The following is a 16022-nucleotide window of genomic DNA, read 5'->3' on the forward strand; positions in this document are numbered from 1 at the left end:
ACACGACGAGCCCTTGGCTTCGGTGCCGATCAGAGCTCGGCGGAGCTTTCACACGCTAACAGAAGGAACTTTTTCGAATGCTGAAGTTCGACCCTCGTTCTCCTGATCAAGGGGCCGCCTTTGAGACAACACTCGCCGCATTCGTGCGCTTGCAGCCGAGATGGAACGGATCAGCCAGGGCACGCCTGTCGAAGAACTTGTGGGAGGACCATCCCCGCTTCTTGATCGGTGGAGCATCTCCGAGCGTCCGGCAGGCTGTCTCGTCGGGCTTGCAAGCGGACATCCTTTACTTGCCGGCATGGACCGACCGATCTTGACGTCGGATCTCTGGCTGGTCTCAGCGGATCTCAAGTGGGCCCGAACACTTTCGCGCTGGTACCGACTGGGAGAATCCCTCGGGAATGCCGACCTGCATTCTTGAAGCGCGCACCCATAGAGCTGCAGTTGGAAGACATCCTTGGGCGCTCCCATCGCACGGCGAGAGGCGGAGTAGCTCGCACTTCTCTGCTTTTCCTTACCCTCAAGACCAGGGATCTGCTTTACGTCTTAGCTTGTGGAAACAGATAAAACGACCGATCCAACAAGACTGGAGGTAGAGGCGGGATTTGGACTACCCCTGACTTCTGGCCTCGATCTTGTTCGAGTTCCGGCCACGGCGTTTACCTTAATTCAAGGATTGCAGATCTTTTCCTTTTCTCCTCTGGCATTTCTTCTGACGTTGGTATATCCAGCCCGTCCAGTCTTTCTGGGAGTGGTCCCAGACGGTCTGCTACGGGAGCAGTTCACCATGAGCCTGCGAATAACCAGCAATCGTTGATGGGCATTGGCCGCTGTTAAGCGGAGTGCCTTTCGACACGATTGCCGAACGTTCGACCGAACGGGTTTTCGGCTCTGAACTGCCTCCGGACATCCTGTCCGCGAGGACGGATGATCGCGGCTTGGCCGCTGGCAGAGAGACGTCATGACCATTTCCAGCAATGCCACCTTCATGAGGTGGCCAAATCCCTCAAAGAACATTAGCCCGCGACCCTTTGGGTTCGCGCCTTCGTGCAGACGACAGTCCGCATCGCATCTCGCGACCGGACTGTCGGCAGACACACTCTTTCTCCCGCTCTCCGGGCTGCAGCTGCGCCGCCCAGGCTCGCTCTTCGAGCGAATACCTGGGCCACCGCATGCGTGCCGGGGGCCGTCCAAGGGGACGGTCGGTTGTGAGTTTGCCAGCAAGAAGGAGAGTTTGGATGGCGAAGACGATCAGCAACAACGAATTGAAGGGCGCGGTTTTGGCGATGCCCGAGGAGCTGCGGTTCCTTGGGGATGCCATTGATCGGGCAAGGAAGGGCGCAAAGGCAGCATCGGAGAAGAAGGTCTCGCCCGTTTCCGTCGGAGGCAGACCTGATTATGCCGCTCTCGGCCTCAATGAGGAGCAGGCGAGGGTAGTCGAACAGCTTCGCCTGGAGAGCCTCGAACTCGGGCGAAAGTCCACCGATTCTGTTTTTGAGTGGGGGCGGCTCGCGGCAGGCCTGCACGAGATCGCCAACGATCAGGTGCATTTCGGCAAGCTGACCAAAGACGTCTTTGGACTGTCGCGCCGAGGGGCGGAGAACTACGCCAGCGTTTACCGCCACCTGCAACCGTTCCGTGAACGGATTGTGCGAGCAGGCATTGTCGCAAGCTCGCTTTATGATCTGGCGTCGGCCGAGCCGAAGCAGATTGAAGAGGTGCTCGCTGCCAGGGAAGCTGGCCGGAAGCTGACGGGCGCACAGATCAAGGAGATGCTCGGCAAGACGAAGACTGCGTCGACGTCACCTGAGGATGGTGGTCCAGCGGGCCTGCGGGCTCGGATCGCCGAGAAGACCGCGACCGCCCTTCCTGAGCTGATGGCCAACGCTTCTGCGTTGCTCGAGATGGTGCTTGCTTCGCTGGAACCGCATCGCCGTGGCAAGACGGTTGTGGTCAGCGAGATCCAGCGGCCGTTGATCCACCCCGCCCGGATGGTCCAGCAGCAGCTTGAGTGGCTGACCTGGGTGGCGGTGCCGGCGCCCAAGGGGTTCCATCCGCACGCGATCCACCACAGGCCGATCGTCAAGGGCGACCGTTGGGACGAGCTGCATGCGACCCTCTACAGGCTGGGCTCTGTGGAACAGTGGCCACGTGCGGCGGAGGTGGGCGCGTGGCTGAACGACACCGTGGTCCCGCAACTCGCCTGGCTCCTTGGAGATCGTGCCGACAAGGCTTTTGCAGCAGTCGAAAAGTTCGATGCGGCTGCGGCAGCTGAACGGAAGAAGGCTGCAGATGAAAAGGCTGCGGCCAAACGGGCGCACAAGAAGGCGAAGCTCGAGCAGGAACGCGCGGCAGGGGAAGCTGTATCGTCGCTTCCTGACGACCTGTCGGACAGAGACGTCGTATAGCGGCGTTTAGCCGACTGTCGGTTCGCGTCTTGATGTCATGAAAGCGCCCGGCCTCGCGCCGGGCGTTTCCAGATCACCCTGCGCCCCTCTCGCCCTCTCACTCAAAGGTGATGGTACAGGAGGGCTGGATGGCTCCCGCTTCGCAGAGCGTGCACCTCATCTCGAGTTGTCTCAAGTTGTAATGCATTGCCTACAACCTGAAACAATTTACGCTATTGGGATTCAGAATTCTGGACAAGCGTTACATCGCAAAAGCCGTTTGCCGAGGCGTCGTCGGCCGCGTCGGTTTGCGTTGAGATGACGTGCGGGCACGTCATCTCAATTTGAGAAAAGTTGCGGTAATCCGATTCAAGGATTGGAATCGCGGATTCAGAATTCTCGAGAACCGATTCCAAACCTGAGATTCCCGATTCAAAGCTGGGGGAAAACGTTGCCAAGCAAACGGCGTTTCTCGCTTGTAAGGCTGGAGCTGATCCCGATCCTGTGATCAACCAAGGGGGCGCCATGGCACGAGCTCGGACGGCGCGACGGACAAGCAACGCCTGCTACGGCTTCTCCAAGGAGGTACATAGAACGACGCTCGAGCTGGAGCACCGTTGCATTGCCGGGGGAGGCGCTCATGCGCCGGAGAGCGTCGCTTGCCGAGCTATAGTGTTGCGCAGCGAGGTTGCCGAGGGCTGATTGAGTTGGCTTTTCTCAGATCGAGGAGTTCAGCGGGATTGCGCGACGTCCAGCATAACGGCGCTATCGCCGTGGGGAGGCACCTGTTCTCCTCATTACTCCGGAAAACGCCGTTTGCGTGGAACGCGATTCAGAGTCGATGAAGATGACGCGTGGTCTCATGGCTATTCTAGGATGTCACGTTCCTCGGTGTCGCGCGCTGGCTCCTTATGAGGCGAAGTATCTCTGCCACCTAATCGTCATCGGAGAAGCTGGATTGCTTCGGGACCTTTTCGCGACGCATCGAGCGAATTCTGACCAGCCCCCAAGCTGCTGTTGAAACCTCGGCAACGTGAGACTCTCGGTCTGCGATCTGCACGACGTCGCCTTGGCGCGCAGATCCTAGAGCGATAGGACGCCCGCCGGCTTTCGATTGGCCCGCGGCGGTGATCTCTGCTTCACGCCAGACGCGAGCGGTTCCGTCGGCTCCCCCATCATTCCAACTTTGGCATACTTCGCAACGCGACGAACTTCGTCCCGCTGAAAGGCCTTGGTCCATCGAGTCGAGGTAACGATTGGACGCTATTGAGAGATCTTTGTGATACGCTCTACAATAGCGGGGCGAACATGAGTTCCGGCAAGCACCTCGACTTCATCCCCTTCCTCCGCTCCGAGCAGCGCCTTGGCGATGGGCGCGCCAAAGTGCACGAGCCCATTACTGAGATCGCTCTTGTCTCTGCTGATGGTAAGTTGCAGTACTCTGCAGTCGCCAGTCAGATAGCGCACTCTTACCGTATCACCGACTGAGACGGAGTGATTGAGCCGCGAGCTGATGGTCGGAAGCAGAGCCTCACCACCCGACTGTTCGGGCAGCGCGGCTGTAGGTTTCGGCGACTGCTTGGGCAACTCGATCGCCGGTGATGGTTCGACCCGGGCGGGCCGCATGGCGAACTCCGCCTCGCGCGCTTTCAGCTCCACCATACGCGAAGATAAGACGGCGCGAAGGCGCTCGGCCTCACGCCGTGGGTTGTTAAACCAGTCGGTCGACCAGATGCGATGGAACCGCCAACCCAGCCCCTCCAGCACCTCTTGACGAAGACGATCTCGATCCCGCGCGGACTTGGCTGAGTGGTAGCTTGCACCGTCGCATTCAACACCAAGGACGAACCCATGGGGCCAGTCGGGATGCCGGACCCCGATGTCGATGAAATAGCCAGCGACTCCCACCTGAGGCACAGGCTCATAACCCATGGCCCGGATCTGATTCATCACAAAGATTTCGAAATCGGAGTCGGGTTCACGCAGTGTCTCTGACCCGCTGTCAAGTACGCCGCTCGCGCAGTACTCCAGCCAGCGCTTAAGCATGTAGGCACCCGCGTTGCCTGTTTCCTCGGCGGTGATGTCGGCCGCGGTCATCGAAGAGAAGGTCACGATCTTCTCCTTCGCGCGGGAGAAGAGCACGTTCAGACGCCGCCTCCCTGCGAGGCCATTTATGGGACCGAAGCGCTGATGAGTCCGGGAGCCCTTGGCCTCGGGCCCGTATACAGTGCCTATGAAAATGACGTCGCGCTCGTCGCCTTGTACGTTTTCGAGGTTTTTAATGAAGAACTCCTCAAGGCCATCATGTCTCTCTTTCCACGCTTCGACGTACGCCTGTGCGTGCCGGTCGCGGTTGAGGGCGTAATCGAATTCCTCGTTTATTAGGTCACGTTGCTTCTGATTCAGCGTGACGATCCCCAGGGACCGCTCCGGATCAGTGCGCATAAAGTCTAGCGCCGCGTCTACGATCGTTCTTGCTTCGATCGGGTTCGTTCCCGCCTTGTAGAGGCCATCGACCGGCCTGAACTCCACGCCCATCCGCGCCGTACCTTCGGTAGCTGCCGGAAAGACGATGAGATTATCCCCGTAGACGAGGCGATTGGAAAATTTGATGAGTCCCGAGTGGCGCGAGCGATAGTGCCACCGCAGTCGTCTAGCAGGCCTGAAGGTAGCGTTGGCCATCTCGAGGATGGACTCGTTCAGGACGTTCTCGTCGTCGTCCGCCTCCTCGTCGTCGATCATCTTCTTGAAGAAGCTGCTGGGAGGCAGCTGATTGGTGTCGCCCACCACCACCGTTTGTTTGCACCGAATCAAGGCACCGATCGACGCCTCCGGAGGCATCTGGGAAGCCTCGTCGATGATGCAGAGGTCGAAGGTGATCGAGTTCTTGGGTACATATTGAGCCACAGCCAGCGGCGACATCATCCAGCAAGGTTTGAGCTCCAGGAGCGCGCGGCCGGCGCGCTGGGTCAGATCACGGACGGAGACGAAGCGCTGTTGCTTGTTAATCTCGTTGTCGATCAGCGCCATCTGCGTCCAGGTCGATTTCTTTCCGATTCCGTTGCCGAACGGTGGTTTCGCATCGGCGTGCAACTTCCACCGCAGCTGCTGTCGAGCGAGCTTGATGATCTCCCTGTCCTGTTTGGCAAGGGCGGTGCGCAGATCATCCAGGCGGCTCCCAGGATAACGCGAGAGCTTCGAGCCGTGCTCGGCATAGATGGCACGAGATAGCTTGCGCACGGCCAAAGCTTCGAATTGCGCCGCCAAGCCGTCAGGGAGTCCTGTCTCCATACGGTGAGTCACCAGCGGATATGTTCCCGTTCCCCGGAGCTCGGTAAAAGCTGTCGCCAGCGCCGCATGTGCGAATAGTCCATCCCGATCGGCAGCAGCGCCTTCCAAGAAGCTCGCGACTTCCGTCACGTCGCGGTCTTTCGTAAAGTGGGCCGGGTCCATACGCGCACTCTCGCAGAGAGCTGAGAGCAGATTACGGGCGCGCTCCCGAGCCTCGAGCACGCGCCTGAGCTGCGCAGCTGCCTCGTATACATCTCCGGTATTCAGGACCGCGGCTAGCTCCGCGCGAAGAGTTCTCGCTTCTCTTGCCCAACCGCATGCTTCATGCAGAGAAGCGGTTGATGTTCGTGCTCCCAGGAACCTTTCGCCAAGCAGCCTGGCGGCGACTTTGTCCTCATCGAGCTTGACTCGTGTGGCTAACAGCGCCTCTAGCCTCGACGCCAACGCCGACAGCGCTTCGGGATCGAAGGTTGTAGGATCCCGGAAGGCCTTGAGCATGGGGCGCAAGGAGTCGAGTGCGGCAGTGAGATCATTGATGCCCTGCTGGGCGACGACGAGGTACCGTTGCAGGGTGGCAAAACTGTAGACCTGAACATTGGATGGTATCGGCGGCACAAGTTCCAGATCATCGAAATCCGCGTCACGCAGGAAAGTACGCAACGAGCGATGCTCTGGTCCCGTCAAAGATTGTGCGACCTCGTAAAACTGGGCTAGTTGCTCGAATGGTGAGAAGTCCGTTCCTGCACCGCGGAAGTGTAAGCCGAACAACGCCATCGCCTGCGGGTTTTCGGCAAATTCGCGTTCTGCACGCCTGTAGGACGCGAGCGCTTCCATCCGCTCAAGTGCGTCACGCTTGTCGAACCGATTCGACAGCGTCAGGGATTTGGCCAACTTCTTTGCCTGCCGAAATTCTCCAGACAGGAAAGCAAAAATGCCACCCGCCCTGAGCGCGGCGATCGTTTGCACCAGCGTTTGAAGCGGCACTTCGACGCTCAGGGACACGCGGCTTTCGAGGTCGCTCCTCGTCGCCTGGAGTGTACGCCCCTCAGCGCACAGCTTTCTCAAGATCGTTGTCGCAGCGGGATCTCCCGTCGCCGTGTTCCTGCGCATAAGGGCGTCGCGTCCGGCAGTTGCGATCGCCTGCTGGGCCTTCGCAATGCTGTCGAAACTCCAGCTGGCGGCCTCCGGGCACGCACTCACTAGCGGGGCTATGGCGGCCTCGAGGCTCTTCGCCTTCTCCAAGGTTTCGCGGCGATCGCTAAGCACCCACTCGAGTTTTGACATGTCCAAGGTTTTCAATGACGCGCCGGCGCTCGTCTCCGCGACGCGTCGCACCAGTGACAACGTCTCACCCGAGAGGTCGGCGTCGAGTATTTCCCCCAACTCACGCTCGGACTCACGGACGGCGTCGCAGTCGCCGAGGAAAGCGGAGAGCCGATCTAGGGCTTCGTCATCCAACAACCGCACCAACAGCTCGCGGGGGATATCGTCTGACAGGCCAAAGAGATTGCTCAGAGCCTTTTCCAGGGCCTCCAGCGTTTCATCGTCCGTTCCCGGCTTGATTCCGTATGTCGTGAGACCCGTCTGCAATTCAGCCAAGGTCCGGTACGCGCGCGCCAAGTTCAGCGCCTGATTGCATACCTCTTCCACTGTGAAGCGTTCTACATGAACCAGTCCGGTGGTCTTCCAGTAGGAAGCCGCCCGCGCAGCTGCTTGCGCTGCTCGCTCTACGGAAGCCGCAAGCGTCTTGAGGCGCCCGATCCCAGCTACACTTAGAAAGTTATCCGGTAAGTCGCAGCCTGAGAGCACCTCTGCGGGAATACCCTCAATGCAAGGGCTCGTGGAGATGCTCTTCCCGAGGATTTCGTGAACTGTCAGGCCGCTGCTGGCGAACGGCAGTGTCAGCAACTCGATATACTCGGCGAGTTGGTCCCGGATCCTGCGATATTCCTCTAGTCGCGTGTCGTAATCTCTGGCAGCCGGCGGCCGCCGCATCTCCACTCGTGACCGGACGGACGCGATGACCTGCTCGCGTGTGGACCGTTCCGCCTGCAGCGGCAGCAGGAACTCGCCAAGTCCAACAGCTTCTAAGCGGGAACGGACGACGTTGAGCGCTGCCAGCTTCTCTGCAATAAACAGCACCTTCTTGCCTTCGGCCAGCGCAGCGGCAATTGCGTTCACGATCGTCTGCGATTTCCCTGTTCCGGGAGGCCCCTCAACCGCGAGATTCCTTCCGTTAGCGATGTCCACAAGGGTGCTGAACTGGGAAGAATCGGCATCGAGAACGACACAGGGCACGCGCTGCTCGATCTCAGGCTCGTCGACATTGTATTCTTCCGCAAACGGCAGTGCGGTTTCCGAATTCGTTCCTCCCAGCAGCGAGCGAATTATCTCGTTGTCCGGGAAACCGGGATCGGCCGGGTCGATGTCGTGATACATCGCCATCCGCGCCGAGGGGAATACGCCAATCGCGACCTGTCTACGCACTCGCCAGATTATCTTCTTCGGAGCGATCTTAGCGATTTCGGCCAGGTAATCTTCGACGGAACCGCCCTCGAAGGCGGGCAGCTCAATGCCGAACTCAAGACGCATCTTCTCAGCTAATACTGCATTGACTTCCGGTTCTTCCCCCGTTCCGACAATCCAGAACTCGCTACCCTCCCTCGTTCTCCTCTTCTCTATTTGAGAGCTACACAGGATCAGGGGCGCGTACGACGTTTCAGTTTGATTAAGTTCGGACCACTCCAGGAAGCCATAGGCGGTCTGGAGCACGTTAATGCCAGTCTCCTGTATCCAGGTCCGGCATTTTGAAGTGATGCTGTTGAGCTTGCGCTCCAAGTCCCTCGGAAGCAGCAAAGTCTGGATGTCGTCGTCACCGTGATCGCCGCGCTCCAATTCGTCGTCAGGAGTAGGCAGCTCGTAAGAGGGGCTGATCCCGTTGTTCCGAGCGTGTTGCGCCAGATTGACGTCGGCTTTATGAGGCCGCTGCGGGAGACCGAGGTCCGCACGGATGCGATCCTTTAGCGTGCGCTCGATGGCCCGTGTATGGTCAAGATAATCGTCGGCATCACGTTCGATTGCATCGAGCTCAGCCAGATAGGCCTCGTCGGTGATGCGAGCGTTGGCAAGGGCGTCGCGGAATGTCTTCGTTTCTTCGTCCCTGGGGTCCGCGTCAATCTCGGGCAGCGGCACAAGTCGCATCGATTGTCCGTTGTTCAACTTGTAGAAGAGAACTTCGGGCAGCTCGTCCACGACGCGGATGTGGGAATTCGAACGTGGGGAAAGCTTCGTTGCGAGCAATGGGTTCCGGCGGCTCAGGTCGAGTAGCTTGGGGCGAAGATTTTCGACCTTCTGCTTAACCAGCTCCAGTAGCTCTGTGTTTTTCATCGACGTCCATTGTTCTTCTTGGAGCACGGCAGCGTGCTTGACTTCGCAGCTCGACCATCAGTCAAGTTCGTCGAACATCGAGGTTGTGATGCATAGTAGCCGTCCGGCAGGACGTCGACCCGATTCTTGCCCCCGCACGCCAACTAAGCCGTGGTCAAACGGCGATATTGTCACCCATTTTGGTCGTTCTGCAACCGTTCTTCGGCGGCCAAGAACAGATTAGCTCAAGGCTCACTTCGGTCTAAGCCTCGCCGCGGGAAAAATACGCCCCTTTCATGCGGTAACCCGATTCAATGTTAGAGATCACGGATCCAGAATTCCCGTGATCCGATTCAAAACCTGAGATCCACGATTCAGAGACGAAGGAAAGCGTTACCAGGCAAACGACCTTTGTAGCTTGCAAGGCTGGTGCTGATCCTGATCCCGTGACTATCCAAGGAAGGCAGATTGGCACTAGACAAGGCGCCGCGATTGAAGAAGCAGCGTGTGCGGCAACGGAAATATTGGGCGCGGCTCAAGACGGAACGATGGCCGAACAAAGAGGTCTGGCGCGGACACTATACGTCGTGTTCACGCATTACCTTGAGCGGGCGCGAGACAAACGCGTTGCCGCTTCACCGAGGACCTTGATGAGCCGCGTTCACCTGTCCATTCGGTCCAGATCCCGATGAACAGGGCAAGTGGTCGATCCTCGTTGATCGCGAGCCAGCGTTTGTATTTTTTCGGCTTTGTGTCTTCCCATACACAACATGTGGTCCAGGGAACGCGGCAGCGGAGTCGTCGACACCACGCGAATTCTTTATGCGATCCCCTTCTGTCCCAAGGGTAGGGCCTGATTGCGCATCTGTTGATCCGGGCTTGAACTGTCGTGGCCCGACTGTCAGCGAGGTCGAGGAGAATCAAATAAAGTGGGCCGTTAGATGCAATGGACTAACGCGGGAGAATGAGGTGGAAATCTATCTGGATGCAAATGCTACCACGGCACTGTCAGCAACCGCGTGTGAGGCACTTTTCGCTGCTCTCGAGGGCGGTCCTCAAAATCCATCAAGCGCGCATCAATTTGGAACTCGGGCAAGGGCATTAATTGAGAGAGCAAGACAGGATATTGCAGATTTATTGGGGAAGGTGGACTCGGAAAACGTGGTACTCACCTCCGGCGGGACTGAGGCGAATAACATCCTTGTTCGCGGATTTGCGGAACTCCCTTCCGCAATATTCTGTACTGCCGTTGAGCACCCATCTGTATTAAATCCCGTTACTTTCTTGGGTGGTGCGGTTCTGCCGGTAGATAATAATGGTATTCTAAATATAAAATACGCAATCGATGCGGTTTCGCGACGTAAGGATAGGGATTTTATCTTATTGAGTATTCAGGCGGCAAATAGTGAAACTGGTATTATTCAGCCTCTTGATTATATTATTAAGAAGATTAGAGAGGTTCGTGAAGATGTGTTTGTCATGGTTGATGCGGCGCAGGCCTTTGGCCGTGTCCCACTTATAGTTGAATGCATAGATGCCCTGACAATTAGTGGTCATAAGCTTCACGCACCTGCTGGAACAGGCGTGCTTTATCTCTCCGACCGCATGTTGGAAGTGCTTCCCCCTGTTATCCACGGAGGTGGACAAGAGCGTGGCTTCAGACCCGGCACGCAAAATGTTGCTGGAGCCGCGTCTTTAGCGGCTGCCCTTGGCGAGCGAATATCGAAATTCTCTCAACACGTGGAAAAGTTGGGCCAATTACGCCATAGGTTGGAGACACGTATCCTAGAGCTCGTTCCGACCGCCAGGATCATCGGGGCGTCGATTGCTCGAGTGCCAAACACATCGAATATTATGTTCCCCGGAATTGATGCTCAGGCTCTTCTGGCCCGTTTAGATGCAGAAGGTGTCTATTGCTCAACTGGATCGGCCTGTTCGAGCGCGCGACCCGAGGCCTCTCCCGTGCTCAAGGCGATGGGCATGAGCGAGCGCGAAGCCTCGAGCTGCCTCAGGTTCTCCGTTTCGGTGGACAACACGCAGGAAGAAATGGATGCGGCGGCACAGATTGTCGGTAAATGCGTCAGTGAAGGATTGCGGATCGGCCTATGACGGCAATGAAGACCAAGTACGAATTCGGAAGACATGAGACGTTCGCGCTGAGGGAAGGGTGGCTCGACAAGGGCCTGAACCGGAGCGTCACGCATCCGGAAGGTTTCCGCCCTGACCTGGAGACCGCCGACGATCTTGGCCTTGGCAGCCGCATGGCCAAATCTCTGGCGTACTGGCTGGAAGCCACCGGACTCGTCGAGCGAGTCGATGCCCGCAACAAGACCGCTCCCGCCACCTCGGAACTCGGACAGCTCGTTCATGCGACCGATCCCCATTTCGAGTATTCGATCACGTCCTGGTTCGTGCACATGATGCTTGTCCGAAGGCCCGGTTCCGTCTGGAACTGGTTCTTCAACGATTTCCGGGGCCATTCATTTTCCCGCGAAGCTTGCATTGAAGAATTCGGTCGCCACCTGAGGGAGCATTCGATCAATCAGACGACCCTCGGCGTGATGCAGCGAGAGGTCGGCTGTCTTCTTGTCACCTACGCCGCTCCCCCGGCGAACGAACCCGTAGATCCCGAAGACATTTCGGTTTCTCCGCTGCGCTCGCTCGGTCTTGTCGTGAAACACCATGACACCGGACGGTTCGAGAAGGCCCAGCCGCTCGACGCGGTCCCGGTGGAGGCATTCCTGGCCAGCGTTGCTCTGCTCGCGAAAGAAACTGGAAGTCAGACCCTTCCGCTTTCCGACCTGATCGGCATGCGCAACTCGCCCGCCAAGGTCTTCAATCTTGACGGTGACCGCATAAGCGAAGCCGCTCAATTCGCGTCGGAGACTTATGCGTCCGAAGGGGTCAAGCTGAGCCTGCTTGGCTCCGTGAGGACGATCACGCTGCCGCAAGACGGCGCGGAAATCTGGTATGCACGTCATTTCACGCGGATCGGGGTTCATTGATGCATGGGGCAATTTTCAAGTCGGTGAACATCCGTGACGACCTTGGTCATCCGGAGCGCCTCGCCCACTATCACCCCACCTCACGTTCGGTTCCGATCATTGGCGCGGTTCTGAAGACCGCGGCCACGATGGTCATCGCCTCTTACGGCAGCGGCAAGTCGCTTGCGGCGGGCATCGGCGCCATTGCGGCGATCAACGCTCCCGAAAGCCGAGACTTCCTTCGGGAGATCGCAGGGCGCATCAAGTCGGTCGATCCGGAGCTTGGCGAGTTCATCTCCGAGCGCGCTGCAAAGAAGGGCCGTCAGGGCAAGGCCGTCGTGCTGTCCGGTTACGTAAAAGACCTTCCGGCCACTCTTTCGGCGGCGCTCGGTCTCGGGCCTCTCGAAACCATCAGGAAGGTGGTCGCCGCCATCCGCAAAATGGAAGACGTCGACCGCGTCGCGATCGTCTGGGACGAGTTCGGCCGCCATCTCGAGGGCCTCGTCATGGACGGGCGTTCCCGCGATCTCGACGCTCTGCAGGAACTCTCCGAACTTGTCGTCAGACCCTCCGGCCCGTCGATCAGCCTGACGCTGCTTCTTCATCAGAACGTCCTCGCCTACGCACAGAACCTCAATCTCACGAGCCGCAGCGAATGGCGAAAGATCGAAGGCCGCTTCGAGCAGATGCGGTTCGTCGAAGACAGCCGCGAGCTTTACGGCCTTATCGCGAGCATGGTCGCATCCCGACGGCCGGGCGACGCAGTCCATACTGACGTCGTCATTGAAGCTGCCGCGACTGCCGCCGTCGGCGAGGGATGGTTCGACGGCATGGAAGACGTTGAAGCCGTGAAGGCGCTTCTTCGCAAAGCATCGCCATTGTCGGCCGCGGCCTTGCACGTCCTGCCGCGTCTCGTGGCGCGCGTCGCGCAGAACGAGCGCTCCTTGTTCTCCTTCCTTGAGTCCGCAGACCTTTCAGGTCCGGTCGGCATGGAAGAAGTCTACCTTGCCTTCAGCGACGCGATCCGCTCCGACGTCGGCGTTGGTGGCCTTCACAGGCGTTGGATCGAAGCCGAGAGCGCGATGTCTAAGGCCGAAGGGGAGCTTGAGAAAGAGCTTCTCGCGACCGCGTTCCTGCTGCAGGCAGGGGTGTCGGGCGAACGTCGCCGCCTTCGGCGCGACGCGCTGGCGGCCGCCGCTCGCTCTGATGGGCACGACCCTGACGAAATCGAAAAGGTGATCGACAGCCTGATCGCCCGTAAGCTCCTTCTGCACCGCAAGCTCAACGACGACGTGTCGGTCTGGCACGGCGCGGACGTCGACGTGGCCGGAAAGCTGCGGGAAGAACGCATCCGCCTCATGGCGGGATTCGACGTGAACGAGTTCCTGGCGCGGGAGCACCCGGCTCCGTTCGTCCGTCCTGTACGCCACAATTCGGAGAAGGGTACGTCCCGCTACCTTGACGGCATCTACGCGACTGCAGACACGCTTCCGGCGCGTCTCGCCGAACCCGTCACTTCGTGGGGACGCGTGATCTATGTGCTTTGCGGGACGGCCGATGACGTGCGCCGGGCGCGCGCGGCCGCAGCGACCGCGCAGGGCAGGGTGGTGGTAGTCGTTCCGGACGAGCCTTTGTCCATCTCGGATTCCGCGCTCGAGATCGCGGCACTCATGTCCATGCGGCATGATCAGAAGCTGATGGCCGAAGACCCGCTGGTCTCCCGCGAGGTCGACGAGCTGCTGGCCGTCGCGCGCTGGCAGCTCGCCGTCTCGATGCACAGGCTGACCACGCCGAGGCCGTCGGCGACCACCTGGCACGCCGAAGGCAAGGTCCTCGACGTGACTGCGGATCGCCCGGCGGGCATCGCCGTGTCGTCCCTGATGGACGAATGGTTCCCGCTCACTCCGCGCATCGTCAACGATCAGATCGTTCGCGCCCGCGTTTCGCGTCAGATTTCGACGGCGCGCGTCCGCTTGATCACCCGGCTGATGGACAACGCGGCCCTGCCGATGCTCGGCTACGCCGAAGACGATTCCTCGGCCGAGGCTTCTCTATATAGAACGGTCCTGCACCGTACTGGCCTGCACGTCATCCGCGACGGAGAAGCCGCATTCGCTTCCCCTGAGGAACTGACAGATCCCGGCATGGCCGCCGCCTGGAGGCAAGTGCGCGACTTCTTCACGGTGCCGGGCCGCAAGAGCCTGTCTGAAATCGTGGCACAGCTTACGGGCGCTCCAATCGGTCTTGCCGCCGGCGTGCTGCCAGTCATCGTTTTCGCCGGCTACAAGGCGTTCGCGAAAGCCGTGTCGCTTCGAACGGACGGCGCGTTCGTTCGCGACATTCTGGGCTTTGCCTCGACGCTCATGTTCCAGGAGCCGGAGCGGCACGAGGTTGAGGTTCATGCCTCCGAAGGCCCGATCCTCAAGTACCTCGACGACTTCTCCTACATCTTCGTCTACGAACGCCCGGGCCGTTTCGACGAGAAGATCGTCCACGCCAACATGGCGCTCGAGAAGTGGCTCTCTACCGTCGCCGACGGCGCGCGCCGTTCGAAGCGCATGCCCGCAAACGCTCGCAACCTCCTACGTTCCGTAGCCGAGGCGGACGACCCGGCAACGCTCATTCTCGAAACGTTGCCGGAGATGCTGGCGGGGTGGCGAGAGAAGCGACGGGAGCGCCTCAGGGAAACGATCCTTCAGCTGGAAACGGCTCGCAACGCCATTGACGGCCTGATCGAAGGCTATTTGCGCGATGCGGTGGAGGTCGTGGAAGACATTCTTCACCTCCACGGTTCGCAAAAGGGCACCATCGAGGGCGTGCACGAATGGGTGCGCTGCTTCGACGTCGACAGCCTGCTTCGGCGCGACGACCTGAAGATGACCGACCAGACGATCCTGCGCACCGTGCGGGACTCGATGAACGGCCGCTATTCAGCGGAGGGCCTCGCACGCGTCGTCTCCTCCGTCCTTCTGCAGCGAAGCATCGACAAATGGCAGGACAACACCAAGGACATCCTGCGCAAGGAGCTGCGCGAGGCGCGCGAGCGCATCGAGGCGGCCGCTCTCGACACCGAGACCCCCAGTGAGGCCTTGGTTCCAGTGATCAAATCAAGGATAGTGAGCCTTGAAAACCAGCTCAGGCGAATCGCTCAGGGCGGCAAGAAAGGGGCGGCCTGATGAGTAATCAGCCAGTATCGATCCACGATTCCATTCTCGACACTTCCGCGCGCCACATCGTTCCATTGTCTGGCGGCAAGGACAGCACCGCGCTTTCAATCTATCTGACGCGGAATTATCCTGAAATCGACTTTGAGTTCGTGTTTTCAGACACCGGAGCCGAGCTTCCGGAGGCGTACGACTACTTCGAGCGCCTCGAGCACGTTCTCGGCAAGAAGATCACGCGCATCACCGCGCTCGACATGCTGGGAGTTGAGGAGAAGCAAGGCAGGTCGCCCTTCGACGTGATCCTCTACGAGCACTTCTCCGGCTTCCTGCCGAGCCCACGTTCGCGTTGGTGCACGCGCATGCTGAAGATTCACCCGTACGAGAAGTATATCGGCTCGGACAAGGCCTACTCGTACATCGCGATCCGGTCGGATGAAAACCGCTCGGGCTACCTCAACAAGGGAAGGCCCGTGCTCCTGTCCGAGGAGCCGAACATCATCCCAGTCTACCCGTTCAAGGACGACGGCGTCACGATCGACGACGTGAAGATGATGCTCGACGATTCCGGTCTTGGCATCCCGGAATATTACGAATGGAGATCCCGATCAGGCTGCTACTTCTGCTTCTACCAGCAGATCGGCGAATGGCAGGGATTGCAGGAACGGCATCCGCAACTCTTCGAGAAAGCCAAGTCCTACGAGCAGGGCCAGAACGGCCGCAAGTTCTCATGGGTTGACGGCCGCAGCCTCGACGACGTCGCGAAGATGCCAAGGAAGAAGATGAAACCTAAGTCGGACGACGATGGCTGCGCGATCTGTCATCTGTGATCC

6 protein-coding genes are annotated in these 16022 nt (G+C 59.2%); 5 read left to right on the top strand and 1 reads right to left on the bottom strand.

Annotation, left to right across the window (positions count from 1 at the left end):
• The first annotated feature begins 1238 nt into the window (after window positions 1-1238).
• Window positions 1239-2408, top strand: coding sequence for a hypothetical protein (locus L630_RS0117650; protein ID WP_024849545.1), 1170 nt, complete (start codon window positions 1239-1241; stop codon window positions 2406-2408).
• A 1242-nt stretch (window positions 2409-3650) separates the two neighbouring features.
• Here L630_RS0117650 and L630_RS0117655 read toward each other — a convergent pair.
• Window positions 3651-9065: a DUF4011 domain-containing protein gene (locus L630_RS0117655; RefSeq protein WP_024849546.1), complete on the bottom strand. Its 5415-nt coding sequence runs from the start codon at window positions 9063-9065 to the stop codon at window positions 3651-3653.
• A 948-nt stretch (window positions 9066-10013) separates the two neighbouring features.
• On the opposite strand from L630_RS0117655, the gene L630_RS21730 reads away from it, so the two are divergent.
• Genes L630_RS21730 through L630_RS0117680 form a run of 4 tightly spaced genes read left to right on the top strand, consistent with a single transcriptional unit; the run spans window position 10014 to window position 16019 of the window.
• Complete coding sequence (locus L630_RS21730) at window positions 10014-11153, top strand: cysteine desulfurase family protein (RefSeq protein ID WP_186445282.1); 1140 nt, start codon at window positions 10014-10016, stop codon at window positions 11151-11153.
• The gene (locus L630_RS0117670; RefSeq protein WP_024849549.1) at window positions 11150-12049 is read left to right on the top strand and encodes a DUF4007 family protein; all 900 of its coding nucleotides are present in this window, start codon (window positions 11150-11152) and stop codon (window positions 12047-12049) included. Before L630_RS21730 ends, L630_RS0117670 begins: the two co-directional genes overlap by 4 nt.
• A complete protein-coding gene (locus L630_RS0117675) occupies window positions 12049-15204 on the top strand; it encodes a hypothetical protein (protein ID WP_024849550.1) in 3156 nt (1051 codons plus the stop codon). The genes L630_RS0117670 and L630_RS0117675 overlap by 1 nt, the downstream gene beginning before the upstream one ends.
• On the top strand, window positions 15204-16019 hold the full coding sequence (locus L630_RS0117680) for a phosphoadenosine phosphosulfate reductase family protein (protein WP_024849551.1): 816 nt from the start codon (window positions 15204-15206) through the stop codon (window positions 16017-16019). The genes L630_RS0117675 and L630_RS0117680 overlap by 1 nt, the downstream gene beginning before the upstream one ends.
• Window positions 16020-16022: the final 3 nt, after the last annotated feature.

It is taken from the genome of Aminobacter sp. J41 (assembly GCF_000526635.1).
Classification (GTDB): Bacteria; Pseudomonadota; Alphaproteobacteria; order Rhizobiales; family Rhizobiaceae; genus Aerobium.